Here is a 21,672-nt window from a genome sequence, read left to right on the forward strand (position 1 = left end):
TTGAAAGACAAGGATTATAGCTCAAGGACGTTTTGACTCTAGTGTGCAAGTATCTATACTTTTATCCAGTCGGATAGGTTAATAAGAGGCTAACAAAGGCAATGCTCTAAGAAACCTTTGAATACCTTTACAGCAAAGAATGGGTGTTTTTCATAGAGTGATGTCTTTATATTTTTTTAGTTGCTTGACATTAAATATGAAGGTATTTGCCTATCAGAGAAGGGGTTTAGGCTAAATTTTTGCTGAAAATTGCTGTAAGCTCCAATAATAACATTACCTGGAGATTTTATAGATTTTTGTCTAAAATAGTTGGCAATATTTGAATTTATCCAGAAAAATCTTCAATCTTCTGAGAAAGTAGCCAAAATGATTTGGCCGTATCCACATTTTAAAAACATTTGTATTATGTTACTATACGATTAGTTATAGTTTGCTGCCTAGCTTTCTCTAGTTTACATAATCAAGTTTTTTTGATCATTGAACTTTATACAGTACTATCAGGCCAGTATTGAAAAAGGGTTCAGCAATCACTAAGCATTAGACAAACCAGTCCAAATGAAATTCTCGAACCCTGCTGGCAGTATTCTGGCAACATTGACTCAAGTTGAGCGTATGGGTCTACTTGTAACTCGTGTCAAGGATTTGCCGGTAGAACATTTTGTTTGTCTGCTGGACTTCATAACTGCAGAATTTTATCAGTATCTACAGGCTATAGACTTAATTAATAATGAAGGTATTGAAACTGTATTTGAACAACTATTAAATGCTTTTACCTTAAAAATTGGCCAAGTCCTGAAAGCAGATCAAACAACTATTTTTCTGGTTAACCAGGAAAAAAAACAACTTTGGTACAAGAAAATTTTAGAAAGTACAGGTAAATCTCAAGAGTATCACTTACCAATTAATGTTGGTATTTTAGGCCATGTGGCTACTACAGGAGAAGCACTTAATATTGCGGATGCTAAGAGTCACCCACTCTTCAACGAAGAGGTAGACCAACCTCAAGGTTATGAGACTCGTACTATCCTCTGTATTCCAATTTTTAGTACTATTAATTTTCTCCAACCAGTGGCAGTGGTACGATTACTGAATAAAGTAAGTGATGTCCCTTTTGATGAAGAAGATGAAAAACTATTCCGGTCTTTTGCGGACTCAATGGGGATTATTCTTGAAAGTTGTCAATCTTTTTATGTTGCGGCTCGGAATCAGCAAGGAGTATCAGCATTACTGAACGCTACCACAACTTTAGGACAAAGTCTAGACTTGGAAACAACTTTAAGAGCTGTAATGGACCAAGCTCGTAATCTGATGCAAGCAGATCGTAGCACTTTGTTTCTACTTAGCAAAGAAACAAATGAACTTTGGACTAAGGTAGCAACAGTAGATCAAACAAGAATGGTAGAAATTAGAATTCCGGCCCATCGTGGTATAGCTGGTTATGTTGCTTCTACTGGGCAAACTTTGAATATTCCTGATGCTTATCTAGATCCTCGTTTTGACCCCAGTACAGACAAAAAAACAGGTTATCAAACAAGAAATGTTCTTTGTATGCCTGTGTATAATGCTAAAGGTGAATTGATCGGAGTAACTCAGTTAATTAATAAAAATCAAGGTAGTTTTACTACTTCAGATGAACAATTTCTACTGGCTTTTAACGCTCAAGCAGGTATTGCTCTGCAAAATTCCCAGTTGTTTGAAAATGTTTTAGTCGAAAAACAATATCAGAAAGATATTCTACGAAGTTTGTCTGATGTTGTAATTTCAACGGATATGCAAGGCCGAATTGTGACTATTAATGAAGCAGCTTTAGAAATGTTAGGATGTCCAATTAATCAAGAGGTAAAAGGTCAAACAAATAGAAAAGTTTGGGAGGAAAAACTTATTGGTAGATATCTATGGGAAGTCATACCAATTGAAAACTTGAGGTTCCGTTTAGAAGACAGTCTCGATCATGGTACTAGACAATATGTTCCAGAACAAAATTTACGAGTAGGGTTGTTTGTAGAAAAACAGGATCAATTTGAATCAACTTATATTTTAGCAATTCCAGATAATAAAAATCCTAATATTTATTTGGCTTGGGGAGAAAAAATAGCAACAAATATTCAGACAAATCTCATGGATAATAATCACAAAAATCTTAGCAAATCCATAGATTCGTCAAAAATAGATAAAGTATTTGAACGGAGTCTAAATTTAACAATTAATCCCCTAACTAATCCTGAAGGTGGCGTGCGTGGTGGGTTGGTAGTTTTAGAAGATATTAGTCAAGAAAAGCGAATGAAAAATGCTATGTATCGCTATATGACTCCTGGGGTAGCAGAACAAGTAATGGCTTTAGGTGAAGATGCTTTACTTGAAGGAGAACGTAAAGAAGTTACTATTTTATTTTCTGATATTCGCGGTTATACAACTATTACAGAAAATTTAGAAGCCTCTGAAGTAGTTAAGCTTCTGAATCAATATTTTGAGACAATGGTAGAGGCAGTATTTAACCATCAAGGAACTCTGGATAAATTTATTGGGGATGCTTTGATGGCGGTTTTTGGCGCACCATTATCGATAGAAGATCATGCTTTAATGGCTGTAAAAACTGCTTTGGATATGCGTTACCGTCTCCGGGAATTTAATTTGTCTCGTCCTCATGAAACACAATTTAAAATTGGTGTTGGTATTAGTTCAGGAGGAGTGGTTTCTGGTAATATTGGTTCCCAAAAAAGAATGGATTATACAGTAATTGGTGATGGTGTAAATTTGAGTTCCCGTTTAGAAGCAATTACTAAACAATATGGCTGTGATATTATTTTGAGTGAGTTTACTTATCAACTTTGTAGTGATTATATTTTGGTCAGGGAGTTAGATAAAGTTAGGGTTAAAGGAAAACAAAAAGCGGTGAGTATATATGAACTAATTAGTGCTAGTTCGGAACCTATTACTCTGGAAACAGAAAAGTTTTTAGAACTTTATATTAAAGCTAGACAAGCTTATATGAAAAAGAAATTTTCTCAGGCACTAATGTATTTTGAGCTGGCGCAAAAAATTAGACCTGAAGATAAAGCTGTTGCTATACATATTGAGCGATCTCTTGATTATATAAAAATTCCACCACCTAATGATTGGGATGGTATTCATACTATAACAACTAAATAGATATAGTTGCAAAGAGTAATACTTAATATATAATTTCTACCTTCTACCACATATATAAAATTTTAGTCTATTATAAGTTATGGGGCTTTTTATAATTAGTAAAGGAGATAGAGAGAAACGCTATATACAAGGCCCCAAAGCTGGTGATTATTTTATTTGATATGGTTCATTGGACTGAAAACTGTTGTTAAAAATTATCTATTATCTATTAGATGAGATTTACTGGCTTCAGTGTATTATAGGAAACCGGGTTTGTAGCAGATAAATATCAGTATTGTAGCCTATCTAAATACAAACTCGGTTTCTATGGTTTATTTGTACTTATTAGTTTGTTAGTTTTTCAATTTTCATGCTGATCGGTTAAAACTAAATTGAGAAGACAAGGGGAAAAAGTAGACATGGGGTAGATTTTATATAGATTACTTATAAAGTCAATCTGGAGAGACCACTATGCTACCGATTTTGTTATATAACTATGAGATAATAAAAATAAATATTTTTATGTTGACTAATAGTTGATAAGTGAATTACTTCAAATACTAAAGATGAAACTACTAATATTGGCAATTATAATTATTGTCTCCCAAGGTGGTTGGATAAATTTAGCAAAGGCAGCCAACCCAGGAGCTATTAGAAGACTATTAGAGACTAATGAATGTTCAGGATGCGACCTTACTCAAGCGAACCTATCTAATGCTAACTTGATCGGAGCTGACTTAGAAGGTGCTAACCTCCGAGGAGCAAATTTGTCTGGCGCTAACCTAGGGGTAACAATTCTTTCTAATGCTAATCTTTCTAATGCTAACCTTTCTAGAGCAATAATGAATGATGCAGATCTTCGAGGTGCAAATTTAACAGATGCTTACTTAAGTAATGCTAATTTATCCAGAGCTTATCTCACAAAAGCCAATTTAGAAAATGCTAATTTATTTGAAGCAAATTTGATTGAATCTCTTGCTAGTGGAGCTAATTTATCTAATGCAAATTTACGTCATTCATATTGGTTTCGAGCCAATTTAGAAAATGCTGATTTGAGAGAATCTGATCTTTTCAATGCTAATATGCATCAAGCAAATTTGAAGAATGCAGACTTCTCTAATGCTAACCTTACTACAGCCAAATTGATGGAAACAAATATAACGCTTGCTAATCTAAGTGGAGCAACTTTAGAAGGGGTTAACCTTCGTGGTACAAGTATAGGTTCAAGTGTATGTTTAATTACCAATTATATAGGTTGTGCGCCACCAAAAGTAATTCCTGAAGTTAAATAAAAAGTCTATAAATAGAATAAAATTTTGAGTAACCAGGTGTCGTCTCATATTCAGACAATTAATTATCAAGAAAATATTTTTGTAGCGACGTTTTATGAATCTTTCCTGATACCGCAGATTTCATATCAGTGAGGTACAGCTATCGTAGGCAAGATGCCTATGCTACAAAGGTTTTATTATTAATACTCGAATCTTAATTAAAGAAGCAATGGAAACTGAAACTATCGTTTTATTATCGAAAAGAGAAATAGAAAAAATGCGTCAAGCAGGACGTTTGGCAGCAAGGTTGTTAAATCATCTTGAGCCTCTTGTCAAACCAGGAGTAACTACTTTGGAATTAGATGAGGAAGCCGAACGTTGGACACAAGCTCATGGCGCCCGTAGTGCACCCCTTGGTTATCGTGGTTTTCCTAAGTCTATTTGTACTAGCATTAATGAAGTAATTTGTCACGGTATTCCTAGTGAAAAACAGGTCTTAAAAGAGGGCGATATTATTAATATTGATGTGACACCCATTCTTGATGGTTATCATGGAGATACTTCTAAAACTTTTTTCGTTGGTACACCTTCTCCACTGGCAAAAAAACTAGTTGAAGTGACGGAAAAATGTATGTATTTAGGTATTGCTGAAGTTAAGCCTGGAAATAAAATTGGGGATATTGGAGCTGCTATTCAAGAGTATGCTGAAGCACAAGGTTTTTCTGTGGTTAGAGATTTTGTAGGTCATGGTGTGAGTAAAATTTTTCATACTGCACCACAAATTCCTCATTATGGCACTAGGGGAAAAGGAAAAAAGTTACGAGCTGGAATGGTATTTACTATTGAACCGATGATTAATGAAGGTACTTGGGAAGGTCTAGTACTTGAGGACGGTTGGACTGCTATTACTATAGATCGTAAGCTATCAGCACAATTTGAACATACTGTGGCGGTAACAGAAACAGGGGTAGAAATATTGACTCAGTATGAGGGGTAATTACTGAGGTCAAAAGTTGGATCAAAATTTACATCATTGTGTATAGATGTCTAATTTCTTAGAAGGAAATCAATATTGCACAAAAAAATGCCATTAAACCTGAAAAATTACAAATGTAAATGTTGGAATGGGTAGTTTTGAGGTGTCAGACAACTAAAGCTATTTTTATCAGTGGCTTTAGTTGCAGGGAATTTAAGCCTGCTATTGAAGATGAATTACAGGCTGCAGTTAGTGTTTTTTTTATGAAACAGGGACTGATATGCGAAAGCTGATAGTATTATATCTGGGTGATTTTGGGCAGGTTTAGTGCAAGAGTTATTAGCTCTTGACTTGAAAGCTAAGAAACTTGGAGAATATGCTTGATATTCACAAGAGTATATAAGTCTGACGGGGTGACAAGCTAGTTGAAAGCTATATATAGAAATGGATTTGCCTTGGGGGGCTGAGGAATCATTCAATTAAAAGAAAACTATTATTGAGAAATGTTGGGGTGTAGTGGGAGGGCAGAGCCCTCCTAGTACACCCCCCACTTTAAGTTGATTATTTATTCATTTTAAAAAAGTTGGAGATAGTTAAAAATATGATGAAAAAGGGTTATTAATTACAAATAAAAATCAATAAAAGTGAATATATTAGACTTTTATCAAGACCATATTAAGCTAAGATTGAGTCAATCTCAAGTAGTAACATTACAAATATTATTATAGTTAATATCAGTACATAAAAGTGTACAAATATAAAAATTAAGTAGTTATTTTCTCCTTCCAATAAAATTATAAAGTAAAGGAAAAAATATACAAATATTTTTAACTTTAAAATAGTTGAGACTGCATTAATTTTGGTTTTCTTTGGTAAAAAAACAATTGAAATTTTATTTAGTTTTTCCTCAGATTTAGTATTAATTTTAGATAATACTTAGTGGCAAAATACTAATATATTAATGATTAGTTAACGTTGGAAAAAGAGGGCTTTACCTATACATTAGAAAATTTTAACTTATAAAAAAGCTAGTAATTTAATCGAAGAAAAAGCAGTAATTCGTCTAGTTATAAGATTATTAAAAATCCAGAAAATTATTCTGACAGCAGATAGAGAGTTCTATAGTATTTTTATATCTCACTGGTTGAAAAAATATTAGAAGCAAGATGTATATTTTGTTTTGAGACCAAAAAAAATTGATGATGATTAAACGAGGTACAAAATATTGTCATCTCTCAGAATTAAAAGTAAATATCGGTGAAACTAAACGATTATTGAACTATATATTTCCCATGGAAAGATTAAAAAAATATATAGTCAGAGAATGGGAATTAAAGCAATGTTTAAAGACTATAAAACTGGTGGTTACAATTTAGAATCAGCCAAGGCTAATGAAACGAGATTGAGTAATTGAATTTTATTAATAGTTATTTCATACACACTTAGTTAATTTAAAGTTCAAAAAATTAAAAATAAAGGGGTTCAATAAGATATATCAATAACTAATGGAAAAAGTAGAAAATAAAGAAGACACAGTAGTTTTTTTTGTAGGATTATCTAGGATTTATTGGGCAATAAATGATGATTTTATCTAGGAATTAGTAGAAAATTTGATAAGCCTTAATCCTCATTAATTACTATATTATCGAAGGGGAGTTAAAGGGATAAATATAGTGGTTAATTAGACTGTAATTTTTAATTAACAATCAATTAATTCATGTGAGTTTTTTCATAATATTATTCTCTCATACAGCTTGAATAATGATTCAATACAGTTAAGGGGTGTAGTGCGAGCGCTCTGCCCTCGCATTGCACCCCAACATTTCTTAATAAGCGTTTTGTTTTTGTTGAAATATTCTTCAGTCCCCGAAGATAAATTCCTTTCTATATATAGCTTTCAATTAGCTTTTCACCCCGTAATATAAGTAATACTATATTCCCTAAAATAATGCGATCGCATATATGTCAAAAAAAAATTACTCATGTATGTAATTGGGGATAGTTGCCTCAGCAAGGTCACAAAAACTATGGGAGGCATAATTCAAGGGCAGTTAAAAAGGCTTATATATGATCATCAAGTATAGCTGCTTTTCGGTTGTTCTTAAAGTATAAACTCCCATCCTATTAATGAAGCTACAAAATTATGGTTAATATTTAGTAGTATTAGGTTTTTGGGCTTTGCTGATGCTTGGGTATGATTTGTATTTTTGGTAATTGCTAAATTATTGAATAAAAAATATTTCAGATTGTTCAATTTTTATTATAATACAGCAAATTTCGAGCAAATGATGTACATGGTAAATGATAAAAACTATTTAGTGCGAACATCTTGCCCGTGTGGGTGTACCTCATTAGTAAAAGAAGGTGCTGTAAGACCTTGAGTAACAAAACTGTAATAATAAGCAACAATTATTAAGCGCATTGTTACAGAGAAATGGTATTAGTAAAAGCAGTAGAAGATGTCTTAAGAAATTTTGGTTCAAAATATACTATTAATTTTGCCTAAGTACTTAGTATCTAAGATTAAATTTATATAAAAATTAGGACAAACACAAATTTATATCTAGTATTTTTTAAAGAAAAAACTATTTTTTTGAGAAAATAAATTATGTTACCCAAACCAAACAAAATCTGGAACCCAAAAATATGGGCAAGCTGGAAACCCTTCGGTATAGGGGAACAATACCCCAATAACTACTGGGAACTTATCCGCGCTGGAATAGAAAATATCGACCAACTTCCTTATGCCTGGAACATACTCAACAAAGGGGTTTGCGATGGTTGTTCCTTAGGTACAACTGGCATGAAAGACTGGACTCTTGATGGTTTTCATTTATGTAATGTCCGCCTCCGACTATTGCGCCTGAATACTATGCCAGCATTTAACCCAGAAATATTGGCGAATATTTCTCAACTCCAAAATAAAAGCAGTGGAGACCTTCTCCAAATGGGGCGACTACCTTACCCCATGCGCCGCGATAAAGGTGACAAAGGGTTTCGACGAATTAGTTGGGATGAAGCAATGGCAGTAATTAGCGATCGCCTTAAAACTACCCACCCAGACCGTATAGGTTTCTACCTTACCAGTCGTGGTACTGTTAATGAAACTTATTATGCTACTCAAAAAGCTGCACGGGCGATCGGTACTAATAATATTGATAACGCTGCGCGCATTTGTCATTCCCCTAGTACTGGAGCATTGAAAACTACTATTGGTGCTGCTGCTACTACCTGTTCCTACAAAGACTGGATAGGTACAGACTTATTGGTATTCATCGGTTCTAATGTAGCAAATAATCAACCTGTTACAGTTAAATATTTGCACTGGGCTAAAAAAGCAGGCACAAAAATTGTTGTTATTAACACTTACCGGGAACCGGGGATGGAGCGTTATTGGGTACCATCTATTCCAGAGAGTGCTTTATTTGGAACTAAATTTGCGGAAGATTTCTTTTTAGTTAATGTCAATGGGGATATGGCATTTATCAATGGTACCATTAAACATTTAATTGCTAATGACTGGATAGATAAACATTTTATAGATAATTATACTAATCAGTTTGAGGAATTAAAGGCTTCATTAGATGCCCAGTCTTGGTCAGAATTAGAACGCTTTTCTGGAAGCACTCAGGATGAAATGTATGCCTTTGCTAAAATGGTTGGGAAAGCAAAAAAAGCAGTCTTTGTTTGGAGTATGGGAATTACTCAACATGAGTGTGGGGAAGATAATGTTAGGGCTATTATTAATTTAGCTTTGACTAAAGGTTTTGTTGGTAGAGAAGGCTGTGGTTTAATGCCAATTCGGGGTCATTCTGGGGTGCAGGGTGGAGCAGAAATGGGATGTTATTCTACAGTGTTTCCTGGAGGGAGAAAAATTAATCCTGAAAATGCTGAGGTGATGAGTAAATTTTGGGGTTTTTCTGTGCCGAATAATCCTGGTTTAACTACTTCAGAAATGATTGATAATGCTTCAGAAGGAAAGTTAGATGTTTTGTTTTCTGTAGGGGGCAATTTTTTAGAAGTTTTGCCAGATCCAGATTATGTAAAAGCTGCTATGAAACGGGTACCTTTGCGAGTACATCAGGATATTATTTGCTCTAATCAAATGTTAGTTGAACCTGGAGAAACAGTAATATTATTACCTACTACAACTCGTTATGAAATTCCAGGAGGGGTGACAGAAACTACTACGGAAAGAAGGGTGATATTTAGCCCGGAAGTTCCTGGTCAAAGAATTGGGGAGGCTCGCCCTGAGTGGCAGGTATTTATGGATTTAGCAAAGTTAGTCCGTCCAGAATTAGCTGATAAGTTAGAGTTTAAAAATACTGGGGAAATTCGTCAGGAAATTGCTTTGGTAATTTCTCAATATTCGGGTATTCAACATTTAAAAGAACCTGGAGATAATTTTCAATATGGGGGTGCTCATTTATGTTTTGGCTGGAATTTTCCCACACCTGACAAGAAGGCGAAATTTTCCATACTTTCTCCACCAAAAGAGGAGTTATCAAAGGGCTATTTTTTAGTGGCAACTCGACGAGGTAAACAGTTTAATAGTATGGTGCAGTCTCAGAAAGATGCGATTACTGGTGCTTTACGAGAAGCGATTTTAATTAATCCTTTTGATGCTCAAGAATTAGGGTTGAAAGATGGAGATAATGTGCGGTTAAAAAATGATTTTGGTTTGTTTTCTGGGAAGGTGTTTTTAGCTCCGATGAAACCTGGTAATTTACAAGTACATTGGCCGGAGGGAAATGTGTTATTGGATAAGGGTAAACGTTCTGTTGAAGGTGTGCCTGATTATAATGCTTTAGTCTGTTTAGAAAAGTTGGGTTAAGTTATTTTTTTTAGAGTATTGAATTTGAGATTTTTATCATCGCATTATTTAATTGATTAGATAATAATAATTGATAAAATTTAGAGAGATTCTAATCTTAATAAGCTATGGTATTTTTGTCTTTTCTTTGTACCTTTTATAAATAGTATTAAGTACTTGAAAAACATTTGGCAAAAATATATTTTTTCTCAAATTTAGACAAGCTTCTCAAGTCAACAATTATTATTTTTTACTTGAAGGAGCTTTAGATAGGGTAGCTAAATATGGGAGTAAGTTTGGGTCTTACTCCTAGAGCTTTTTAAAGTAGCAATTTTCGGAGTGGCGATCGCCTCAACAATAAAGTTTGACAATATGCTTTTGTGGAAGGGCGATCGCTTTGCCATCGTTGAAGGTACAATTTTAGCCAACAAAAATGTTGTTTCCTTCAAATATTATATTCTCAATTTTAACTAAAGTGTCGTTAAAGTCGTTTGGCTTCTCAACTTCTACCCCCAGCAATTTTCCACTAGAACCATCTTCAAATCCTAGCAAATTCATACCCAAAAAGTTAGTTTTTATGGAAGCCGCCTCAGAAGCTTTTGAACTCAAGGTCAAGCCGCCTACAAGATTAGTCGATCCACTGAGTTCTAGAGGCCCTTCCACACGAGTTTCAAACTCAAGTTCAGTACCTATAGGGAATGTTCCTATGGATTTCCACTTGAAAGCATCATTATTAACACTGACGAAACTATTTGGGGCAGTACCAATAAACTTTTCTTCTGGTGAAACTAGGTACAACTTACTGATAGCCCAAGGATTTCCCTGGGGCTGAAAATAGACTCTTACCTCCTTTTTTTCATCTTTTTCATCTTTTTCGTCTTTTTCATTGCACCAATTAATACCTAGACCCTCACGAATTTTTTGCATCAGACCATCAGAACTTTTACTGTTTTGATTCTTATTAGTAATTACTTCTGAGGTTTTGAGAATTGAAGCAATGAAATCATAAGTATTTTTTCCTAATTCTTCACCTTTTTTGCCAAGATAAAAATCTTCCATCTGTTTAAAAGACTCATCTCCAAGAGGCTTAAAAATTTCTTGATCATATTTGTTCCCGATTATTTTGCTAACCAGCTTGCGAGTTGGACTGGCAACAGCTTTAAATAATTTACTTCCTATTTGGCTGAAAACATTTCCAGCTACTTCACCTATTAAATTATTAACCAGATCAGTGTCATCACCGTACAAAACTAAACAACCATATCCAAAAACTTTAGCTCCAAGAGCCACAGCCCCCAATGGTCCTGATGCTACTGTTCCGACACCAGTAAGAGCAGTTACTGCTGCTAAACCACTAGCGACATTATCGAGAATTTCTACACTTTTACAAATGTTTTGACCTGCTTCACATAAAGTCCCTTGAGAAATAGATTGCTCTATATTTGACTTCATTTCTAGATCAACAGGAACTTCTGCTATTTTGGTTTCTCCTGTAGCTGTTTTCTTGATCAGATCTACAGTGTTTTCATCTCTTTGGTTGTCAAATATGTAAACAGTTGGGGAGTCATCAAACTGTAACTCAATTCGAGTTCCTTCTGAATTAACTTTAGCAGTAAAAGGTTTATTACCCTTCCGTTGTTCTGAAGGAGATGGTGTGTATCGTAATGACTCCTGGTGTGTTCCTGTATCAGTTTTTTTGATGTTAATAACAAAATCACTTTTGTCACTACCAGTTAACTTCATTTCATAGGTGTCAGAAGATTTTTGTTCAACGGTGGGAGCATCAAAAGTTACTAAATTTTCAATGACATTAGGTTTGCCATCTACAGATGTAAAATTCCATTTGAGTTCTTGAGGCTGAACACCTTGTACTACTCCCAAAATTTTACCTGTTTTTTTGATTTTAATTACAGTCGAGTTGCCAGATAACTGTAAATTCAGATCATTCTCAGTAAGACCGCTATCTAAGCCAATGGTATCAAAATTTGGCTGAAAATCTGTGATCATGTCGGCAGCCGAGTTGTTATTAACTGCACTGTTTTGTTTTAAGAAAAATACGTCATCTCCTGCACCACCAGTTAAAATATCTTTGCCAAAATTGCCGACTAGAACATCATTACCATCATTGCCAGTAAGCACATCATTACCGTTTCCACCGTCTAAAAAATCGTTACCAGAACCACCAATTAAATTATCTTGAGCGTTGCCACCGTTTAAAGTATCTTTACCCGCACCACCGTTGAGTTTGTCATTGCTGCCTCCACCATTTATTTGATCATTGCCACCGCTACCATTTAAAGTATCTTTACCCGCACCACCGTTGAGTTTGTCATTGCTGCCTCCACCATTTATTTGATCATTGCCACCGCCACCGTTTAAGGTATCTTTACCCGCACCACCGTTTAAGGTATCTTTACCCGCACCACCGTTGAGTTTGTCATTGCCACCTCTACCATCAATTTTATCGTTACCACCCTTACCGTTAATGGTGTCTTTTTTAGCAGTTCCTTTGAGATTGTCTTTTTTATTGGTACCCTGATAAAAAGCCATAATTATTTTCCTTGTAGTCGATAGTTTTCAGATTTTCCCATATACATAAAACTAAAGCTAGTGCAAAAAAGTTAAGTTTAGCTTGAATTTATCTTGACATATTTATATTCCTCAAAACAAATTAGGAATCAGAAATTTTAAATTTAAACAGGTTAAATTTTGACCATTAGCACTCCCAAATATGTTGATTTTCAGTAGGTTTGATAGTTTGGTGGTTTGGTGGTAAAGAGTAAAGATAAAAAATGATTGAAGTAAAAAGTTATCAATATTTAATGGCCCAAAATCAATGGATTTGGTAGTAAGATATTATCAATTTGTTGACTTTTAAACCTGACACCTGACACCTAACACCTGAACCATTAATCAACAACTAATTCTATTTTTGCATAACATCAGTTAAATTTTCTAAACTGCATATCTTCTTCCTTAGTTGATATCTTTATTCTCCTCTGACAATACAAAATCCAGGTGTGTACTTTGGGCAACAAAGGTAGTTGATTTTGAGATGGTATAATAAGCAGTTAGCCTGCCCAATAATAAAAATTATATTATACTACTTAATTATGGCTATCTTTTTGATTGATATAGGTAAAATCTGAGGGTAGGATGGATAAATAAAGTTGACTTTAGAATATATATAACCTATTTTGCCCCATCTAAATATAATCATAAAACTGTACTAATTCTTGCTTTGAATATGATCAGAATCAATTGTTTATCAAACAGCTATTTAGGCATTAAATTGCTGAAAATGCTAAATCCTAAAAAGACTATTTTTTTTGAATAAAACAAACTCAAACTATTTCTAGATTTCTAGCTGTTTTATGACTCGATAAATGTTCCCTAAATTATTACACATGAAAAATTCGCAAAGTAGCAAAACAAAAGCAAAAATTTGGGTAGTGGAAAATAATAATTTTGTTACTCATTCTGACCAATTAGCAACAGAAGAACCTTTGGAAATTAGGCTAAATTATCCCAAACAAACTATAGCAGTGACAATGCGAACTCCAGGAGCAGATTTTGATTTAGCTGCTGGATTTCTCTATAGCGAAGGAGTCATCAAAAATCAAGAAGATATTGCTAAAATTAGTTATTGTGTAGATCCAAAAGTTGATGGAAAACAACGCCAAAATATTATTAATGTTAGCCTTAAATCAGAATTAAACCCAAATTTAACAACCCTAGAAAGACATTTTTTGACAACTAGTGCTTGTGGAGTTTGTGGCAAAGCAAGTATAGAATCTTTGCAAATAAAAGGGTTTTCGGCTATTCCTTTAGGATTAGAAGTTTCTGCAGAAATTATCTATAGTTTGCCAGATAAATTAAATACTGCTCAAAGAGTGTTTAAATCTACAGGAGGTTTACATGCTGCTGGTTTATTTAATAGTGAAGGAAAACTGTTAAAGTTACGGGAAGATGTGGGGAGACATAATGCTTTAGATAAGTTGATAGGTTCAGAATTTTTAGCAGGTCAATTACCTTTAAATAATCTTATGGTTATGGTAAGTGGGCGATCGAGTTTTGAGATTTTACAAAAGTGTATAACTGCAGGTTTGCCAATAGTTTGTGCTGTTTCTGCTCCTAGTAGTTTAGCGGTAGAAATAGCTAAGAGATTTAATATTACTTTGGTCGGTTTTTTGCGTGGAAGAAAGTTTAATATTTATTCTGGTGTAGAAAGAATAAAGTAAGATATTGCTAAAAATAGATCAAACAAAAGATAGATTACAATTCATAGTTGATTAAATATTAAAGCTAGACTATATAAAAGTTTGGTGCTTTTTTAAATTTATATTTGCTTAAAGTACCGTTAGTATGAATAGCGATCGCTATTCAAAATCACCTTTATAGCTTTAATATAGTTTTAATAGCTTCTGTGACGGAATACTTTGAAAACAGCTATCAGTTCAAGTTAAAACTATTGATGAAAAACTAGAAATTTATTTCCATATTTATATAGCAGTTATCCTAAATGTTATGTCAACAGATGCTTTTTAACAACAGGACTCTAACTCTTGTTCCTTTAGCATAAGTGCTTCCTACCTTCTAGTTGACCATTTCTTTTACTTTTGAGAAAGAGGGTGCAATGCGCGCTTTTCCCGATCAAAGACTACAGTTAGTATAAGCAACCCAAAAGCATTTTCCTACCTCTTACTCTCTGTTCCCTAGAGCAAAAGAATTTGTTAGTCGACTTAAATAAAAAATGCTGTAATGTATAATACCATTCTCAAAAACTTTTCAATCCTTATTTTCAGCAGAAGTAGGGACATTGTATGCAACGTGCTTGGGTCAAGGCAAAAAGTAAATATTTATACAATTAACATTAACTTAGCTAAAGGCAGGAAGAAAGTTATTGGTGCTTATATTAATTATTTAATAGCTGAAGTGTTATTGAAGTATAGTATTAATGGATAATAATTGGTATAGTATTAGGCTAATCTAGTTAATTAAAAGATTATACTATTTGTAAGAATTTATCTTCAATCTAGGGAAATAATCATAAATTCCCGAGGAAAAAAAATACTGATAAATGAAGTTTTATGCTTAAATTCTTACCTTTTTACTTAAATATTAATAACAATGAAATCAGAAATTTTAACCCTCGAAAAAAAAGGCACAAAAATCAAAAATATCCAAGTAACAAAAGTAGTTGATGGTGATACAATTAAAGTCCTATTGAATAATAAGCGAGAATTTATTAGGCTTGATTATGTTGATGCGGAAGAAAGTTATTCTGAATATTCCAAACCTGTTACAGAAATTGGAAAACAAGCAGCAGAAATGGCAATACAATACTTCACATCACCTAACGGTGAACTTGCCGAAGTTGATATTGAATTTGATACAGATGAACCGACAGAGAATTGTTTAGAAAAGTATCGTGACCATCAAGGTCGCTTAATCGCTTATGTACATAAAAATGGTGAAAACTTTAATGTTAAACTAATTAAAGAAGGATGGAGTCCCTATTTTATTAAATATGGATATTCTCGATTATATCATCAAGAAATGATGGTAGCAGAAACAGAAGCTCAAGCAAATAGTCTTGGTGTTTGGAGTTCTCAAATAAATAAAGGAAAACGCAAAAGGAATTATAATTTACTGGTACCTTGGTGGACATTAAGAGCTTCCATTATAGAAAATTATCGTAGTTATGGAATAGCTGCAGGAGTCCTAGAAGTTAGACTAGATTTTCCGAAAATTTTAGCTGCAGCAAAGATTGGAGAGTATATTACAGTTTTCTTTGATTTACAGAATGGAGTTTCTAAGTGGTTAGATAATGGTGCTTTAATTTACGATGGAACGAAAGATCATCGTTTAAAGTTATGGATTCCAGATACTAATAGTAGAGAAATGAAGCCATTATTACAGCTGTTAAAAAATCGTTATTTTGGTTTATCTAGAGGATATGTTTATATTAGTGGACAAGTAAATATGTATCGGGATAAACCAGAAATTATCCTTTCTGATATTAAACAATTATCAGATTTTCCTCCTACAGCTTGAGGATTATTATGAGGATAAATTATAGTTACAATAACTAAGGTAGGAGCATAATATTATTGGACTCCTACAAAGTTTTGCTCTGATAATAATCATTGAGAATTATAATCCTCACAAATTATACTATTTATCAAAAATAATGCTCTATTTATAATAGAAATGAAAACAGTAAATAGTATGGTGTGTCTTGTTAAACTAGATGTTCTTGAATCTGGTTCGGAATTAAAAATAAGGCGTTACACGATGACGAATGATTACGAGAATTGAGGAATTTGCCTATATTTCAAATAATAGATCAGCAAGTCCATTTATTTGGACAATGTATCAATAGATTTCGAGTAGCACAAAGTTTTGCGATGTCACCTAGCTTTGCTTTTAGGGTGTCTCATACGAGACTCAAAAATTAGAGAGAACTAATTGTTTTCTCAGATAGCAAATAGGTATCGAGCATCACTGACAGAATAAATTTAGTAAGATATGGGTAGATACAGAGATAACAGTGAGGTTGGTGTTTCGGCTGTCACCGAAATGAAACGCGGAGCGTGTCGTCGGCCATGGGTAGCAGCCATCTCGCCTATTAAATTAGATTTTGGTTCATAGTCGTCAAGAAAATACTGCAGTACAAAGAGCTAAATTGGCGTTAGTGGAGCAAGTGCGACAGCTATATCGATCCTTGGAGTTGGAATGACCTAATTATTGATCTTACACTTTGCTGAGGTACTACCAAAATTTTTATGGGCTTATTTGGACTGGGAAAATAAGTTTGTAATAATGCTCCCTATCCTGCTTGCGATCTTGCTGAAACAATGCTGCGCAATTACACTTATAATAGAGTTGTTGGAAATTAAGCAAAAAAAAATGGCTAAAACCAAAACAAGTTGAGGTTTAAGCGTGCTTTGAAATATTAAAATCATGAAAATTTTATATAGTCAGCTTTTGAGAATTTTAAATGTTCCCACACCCAACAACTCTAATGTTAATGTTTCATTCATGGTTGATCAAAATGGAAGTTGGTACAACACAAGGAGCATTTCCCCTCAAAATTTCTAGAGCTAGAGTACGAGTCTTACTTAAAGAAGGTCGAATTCAGGGCACTTGCAAAAATGGGTGGTCTTGGTTAATTTCTTTTAATAGTTAAGGTTTACCAGAAATAATATTAGCTAGGCGTAGTCGAGACGGTAACTGGAATAAAGGATAGCGTCAAACTAAAACGGTTGTTCATGTATTACCTTTTGTTATTCAAGCTAATCAAAAAAATACTACTTTTTTGCCAGCAGTTAATATTTGGCAAGGCGATCGATATAATTTATGACACGAAGCAGAAATTCTTGGACTTTGCAAAATAGTCTATCAACCTCATCAAATTAATAGTACTCAAGGTAAAGAAAAAAAATTATTGATAGAAGTAGATCCCAAGATACAAATCATTCATAAAATATTTTTTGAAGTGAATGATAATTCTCAAGAATCTCAGGAGTAGGGAATTGGCTATTCGGAGTTTTTCTATTTCTAGAAAACTTTTCAATCCTTATCTTCAGTGGAAAAACTACCCTCAACGCAGACCTGGGAGAAAAAAATGGCAAGTAGATACGGCTATTGGATACAGCCTCTGTACAATACAATGTAAGAATTGTGCAAGAGAGTTACTCCCTTTGTATTAATTATTTCACAACTGAAATGTTACCCAAGTAGAGCATGAATGTATAAAAATTGGTACTATGGCTTAAAACTACCCTTGGGATAATTGGATCAGGAAAAAGCAAAAACATTGATCCTGTAAGTGCAATAGAGCAATCTCAGATTCGAGGTGAGATTGCTTCATAGGGTTCGGACTACTTTTGAGTTGGATATTATGCTGAATACTTTAAGTAATTCATATCAGAAATTTTCCAACTAGGAAAAATTTTATTTAGTTGCTCATCACTAAAATCCTTAATAGATATTTTCGCCCCTGCCTCTACTAAAGCTCCACGTTCATGGGTTGAAGCAACTCCTATTGTACAAATTCCGGCTCCTACCGCTGACTGAATTCCAGAAGGAGAGTCTTCAAAAACAATTGCCTCTTCTGGAGAAATTTTCAATTTTTCTAAACATAATTTATAAGGTGCCGGGTCAGGTTTTCCTACCGGCATTACTGCACCTGATATTAGTAATGGAAAAGTATCTTTTAGACTCAAAAAACCTAGCAGAAATTTAGCATTTTCTGGAGGTGAATTTGTCACAATTGCTTTCTGGAGTTTGTTGTATTTAATCCATTTGATAAAGTCTAATAATCCTGTTAATGGCTGTAAACTTACAGCCATTTCTCGAAATTTAGCTTCCTTCTCATTTGCTACTTTTTCTGCCTCTGTAGGTGATAGTTGTGGTAATAAATTTTGAATAATTGCTGGATTAGTTCTACCACTAATATGTTGTTTATAGAATTTAGGGTCTGTTTCTACTCCGTAATCTTTTAAAGTTTCTTTCCAAGTCTTATAATGCAAGGGTTCTGTATTTGCTATGGTGCCATCGAAGTCAAATAAAATTGCTTTTAGCATCTTAATTTATATATATTAGGTATTTACTTTTGGGGTCTGAGCTGAAATTTCAATGTTTCAGAGAGCTGAGAACATTGAAAAGTAAGTCTAAAAAATTTAATAGACCACAGTAAAGACATTCTGTGAAACATCTCTACAAAGTTTTGGTTGTGAGGATCTAGTTCATGATCTCAAAAGTGCTGTAAAAATTGTTACCTAGCAATTGCTGGTTTCTAGGGAAAATATGAGAGTATCAAACTTCCTCCCCTAAAAGTTATCCCTGATCAGGAACCTCTGAAAACCTTGTAGCAAGGATAAGTGGGTATTTACTTTTTACCCCTCCGGTGGAGGGGGATTAGGGGAATAACGGAGAAAGAATTTAGTAACTTGGCAGAACTACTTTAAGTTCTTTAAACAAATGTATTTAAAAATACACATTTTTTTTAACAAATACTTTTTAAATCATCACATAACTTGTGTATTTTTGTCAAGTCTTATGTAAATAAAGATATTTATAAACCTTATGTAAACAAGGCAGGGACTAGAGTCTAGGAAAAGTAAATATCTTAGAATGATCGCGCTGTAGTCCTGTAGGTTGGGTATTCAGAACAAAGCCTAACAAATTAACGAACCCTTTGTAGATTCCTTTGAAGAGTGATTTGTCCTGGGGGAAAACATGATATAGAGTCCCGGAGAAGATACGGGGGATCAAATAGTGATCGCGATCTCCGGTTTAGTTGATTACAATTAACTGGGTCAAAGAACCAAAGTTCTATAATTTAAGTTCCATATAATAATATATACACTCGCCATAGATAACTACTTGGTATGGGATCTCTCCCATTACCCCCCCCTTTAGAAAAACTATCCCCACCCTATTACTACTAGCAGAGAAAGTGAAAAATTAAGGGTTTGCTTGTTTGTATGGGGTTTCCCCACTAACCTTCTTTTGAAAGCTATCCCTAATAAGGAACTTCTAAAACCCTTTGATGATATGGAGATGAGGGAGTTAAAGGATAAAAGCCAATTTAAAAATACGTTCACTTTCTTAATATCTATTGAATAAGGTTTACATGATTTATCTCTTTTGTCAAGTTTTATTTCAAAAAAAATGTTGATAAAACATAGTTTAGAAAAAGAGCAGAGGCTGGAGTCTCTGGAAAAAAAAGATTTTAGGGAGATCGCCTGGTAGGTTATATTTAAATATTTAATATTATTGAAACTTATGTTAAAAATAAAATAAACAAATAAAATATGGCCATTCGGAAAAGAAGTGACAGATTAAGGATTTTTTTATTATTGGCCATACTACCCCTCCCGTGAGAGATATCACCCCGTAGGTCAGAGCAATAAACATAATTTAAACTTATATAAAACATAATTTAAGAAAAACACTTTATTACCATTATGGAGAGGAAGTGACAAATTAAGGATTTTTTTATTTTTGGCCATACTACCTCTCGTGAGAGCGATCGCTTTGTAGGTTGGGTTGAGTGCGACTCATTGAGTCAAAGAAACCAAGACTGCAAAATAACCCTTTTATCAATGGTAAAAAACTCACATGATAACTCATGGGAAGTAAGTATTGGCGAAGAACATGAATTCTGTTAGACGTTTCCTCAGTCATACTCGCAAACGCCATTATTAGGGTAATTATCCTTGTATCCCTTGTGAGCAAAATGTTATAAGGGAGAAGTGAGGGATAGGGATATCCTTATCAACTGTATGGGAAAAAGCGGAGATGGGGAGATCAGGAGATAGGAAGATGTGGAGTACAAAAGAGTGATCGCCACGTAGCTTTTTTCTCAGAAAGAAACCCAACAAATAGGCTAGCTTTTTCGTTGGCTCAAAGAAACCAAAAAGAAACCAAGAGGAATAATAGTTGACATCAAACCTTTTTAAACATTTTAAAACTCCTAATATATTGTTAGTAAGCTTTGAAAAAGTATGAAAAAAAAATAGATCACGGCAAAAGAAGCAGCAGCACATTACAGAGTCAACATCAGCACCCTTAGACGATAGGAGAATGAAGGAAAGCCCGATAGCATCAAGACTCTAAGAAACCAGGAAATATTCTGGCTCTCAGAGGAAGAGTTATTGCACTGGCTCCTGAAGTGCGTAAGTTTTTGACTAAATATAACAGCAAACAAATTATTGAAGTAGGCAATAAGGATATGGGAAAATTCCAAGGCTTTGTTTTCAGGTAAGGTCAGTGAATGATCACAATTAAAGCCTACTGCTATTACCTTGTCCTGGTGGTTGAGGGTGGCGATCGCTTTTTCAGTCTCTTTATTCCAGACGAGGACGGTTTTGTCACAACTTGCAGTAGCAATAGTTTTACCATCAAAGCTCAAGGCTACTGCTATTACCATATACTGGTGGTTGAGGGTGGCGATCGCGACTTTCAATAATTACAGGACTTAGGCACACTCGTAGACCATACCCTCTCTGTAGAGGAAAAATGCCAGAAAACCTCTACTAGATCTGTTGCTTAGAGTGTAAGTCCTGAAATTAATTATTGTGGTAGGTACAGGAGTAGCTGTTACTGGTTTCACAAGAGATCAGACAAAATAAGAATGCTAGAATATGTTAAAGACTTGAAAGTTAGATAGTGAATTTTTATTTGATCAAGATATATTAGTCTATAAATTTATATTAGTTTTAATTGGTAGGTTATTAACTTGGCTTTTCAGAAAATATATATTCAAGGAATCATAAATTATTTGGGAATACTGTAGTTGGGTTTCCCTAGGTAATTAGTTATAATGATCGTAAGCATTCAGCTAATATTATCCAGCAGTTAAGAGGGAAAAATTTCTGCCATCAACTCTATTATATTAGAAACTTTTTTTCTCCTAATATTCCAATAAAATCATAAAATAAACCACAAAAACTAAAGTATAAAAACCCTAT

14 protein-coding genes are annotated in these 21,672 nt (G+C 33.9%); 9 read left to right on the forward strand and 5 right to left on the reverse strand.

Annotation, left to right across the window (positions count from 1 at the left end; all coding sequences use genetic code 11):
- The first annotated feature begins 555 nt into the window (after positions 1-555).
- From TERY_RS01880 to TERY_RS01895, 5 genes are all read left to right on the forward strand, one after another.
- The gene (locus TERY_RS01880) at positions 556-3,150 is read left to right on the forward strand and encodes a GAF domain-containing protein (RefSeq protein ID WP_011610262.1); all 2,595 of its coding nucleotides are present in this window, start codon (positions 556-558) and stop codon (positions 3,148-3,150) included.
- A 545-nt stretch (positions 3,151-3,695) separates the two neighbouring features.
- The gene (locus tag TERY_RS01885) at positions 3,696-4,421 is read left to right on the forward strand and encodes a pentapeptide repeat-containing protein (RefSeq protein ID WP_011610263.1); all 726 of its coding nucleotides are present in this window, start codon (positions 3,696-3,698) and stop codon (positions 4,419-4,421) included.
- 208 nt (positions 4,422-4,629) lie between these two features.
- Positions 4,630-5,397: a type I methionyl aminopeptidase gene (gene map / locus TERY_RS01890; protein ID WP_011610264.1), complete on the forward strand. Its 768-nt coding sequence runs from the start codon at positions 4,630-4,632 to the stop codon at positions 5,395-5,397.
- Positions 5,398-6,575: 1,178 nt separating this feature from the next.
- Entirely contained in the window at positions 6,576-6,752 is a 177-nt protein-coding gene (locus TERY_RS32070) for a hypothetical protein (RefSeq protein WP_155994235.1), read from the forward strand.
- Positions 6,753-7,984: 1,232 nt separating this feature from the next.
- Complete coding sequence (locus tag TERY_RS01895) at positions 7,985-10,210, forward strand: FdhF/YdeP family oxidoreductase (protein ID WP_011610265.1); 2,226 nt, start codon at positions 7,985-7,987, stop codon at positions 10,208-10,210.
- 257 nt (positions 10,211-10,467) lie between these two features.
- On the opposite strand, the gene TERY_RS32075 is transcribed toward TERY_RS01895, so the two are convergent.
- Complete coding sequence (locus tag TERY_RS32075; RefSeq protein ID WP_196797197.1) at positions 10,468-10,620, reverse strand: hypothetical protein; 153 nt, start codon at positions 10,618-10,620, stop codon at positions 10,468-10,470.
- The gene (locus tag TERY_RS24645; RefSeq protein WP_011610266.1) at positions 10,610-12,739 is read right to left on the reverse strand and encodes a calcium-binding protein; all 2,130 of its coding nucleotides are present in this window, start codon (positions 12,737-12,739) and stop codon (positions 10,610-10,612) included. Before TERY_RS24645 ends, TERY_RS32075 begins: the two co-directional genes overlap by 11 nt.
- 857 nt (positions 12,740-13,596) lie before the next feature.
- Between TERY_RS24645 and fdhD the strand changes: the two genes are divergently transcribed.
- The 4 genes from fdhD to TERY_RS32080 all read left to right on the forward strand — a co-directional run bounded on the left by fdhD (position 13,597) and on the right by TERY_RS32080 (position 17,381).
- Complete coding sequence (fdhD, locus tag TERY_RS01905) at positions 13,597-14,430, forward strand: formate dehydrogenase accessory sulfurtransferase FdhD (RefSeq protein WP_044136295.1); 834 nt, start codon at positions 13,597-13,599, stop codon at positions 14,428-14,430.
- 889 nt (positions 14,431-15,319) lie between these two features.
- Complete coding sequence (locus TERY_RS01910) at positions 15,320-16,246, forward strand: thermonuclease family protein (RefSeq protein ID WP_011610268.1); 927 nt, start codon at positions 15,320-15,322, stop codon at positions 16,244-16,246.
- A gap of 474 nt (positions 16,247-16,720) precedes the next feature.
- Positions 16,721-16,843 carry a hypothetical protein gene (locus TERY_RS35975; protein ID WP_370496440.1) on the forward strand — a complete coding sequence of 41 codons (123 nt, stop codon included), beginning with the start codon at positions 16,721-16,723 and terminating at the stop codon, positions 16,841-16,843.
- Positions 16,844-17,192: 349 nt separating this feature from the next.
- The gene (locus TERY_RS32080) at positions 17,193-17,381 is read left to right on the forward strand and encodes a hypothetical protein (RefSeq protein WP_155994239.1); all 189 of its coding nucleotides are present in this window, start codon (positions 17,193-17,195) and stop codon (positions 17,379-17,381) included.
- A gap of 712 nt (positions 17,382-18,093) precedes the next feature.
- Here TERY_RS32080 and TERY_RS01920 read toward each other — a convergent pair.
- The 3 genes from TERY_RS01920 to TERY_RS35980 all read right to left on the reverse strand — a co-directional run bounded on the left by TERY_RS01920 (position 18,094) and on the right by TERY_RS35980 (position 21,131).
- Positions 18,094-18,780, reverse strand: coding sequence for an HAD-IA family hydrolase (locus tag TERY_RS01920; protein WP_011610269.1), 687 nt, complete (start codon positions 18,778-18,780; stop codon positions 18,094-18,096).
- A 1,432-nt stretch (positions 18,781-20,212) separates the two neighbouring features.
- Entirely contained in the window at positions 20,213-20,401 is a 189-nt protein-coding gene (locus TERY_RS32085) for a hypothetical protein (RefSeq protein WP_196797199.1), read from the reverse strand.
- A gap of 346 nt (positions 20,402-20,747) precedes the next feature.
- Entirely contained in the window at positions 20,748-21,131 is a 384-nt protein-coding gene (locus TERY_RS35980; protein WP_044136298.1) for a WD40 repeat domain-containing protein, read from the reverse strand.
- Positions 21,132-21,672: the final 541 nt, after the last annotated feature.

The organism is Trichodesmium erythraeum IMS101 (assembly GCF_000014265.1).
Lineage (GTDB): Bacteria > Cyanobacteriota > Cyanobacteriia > Cyanobacteriales > Microcoleaceae > Trichodesmium > Trichodesmium erythraeum.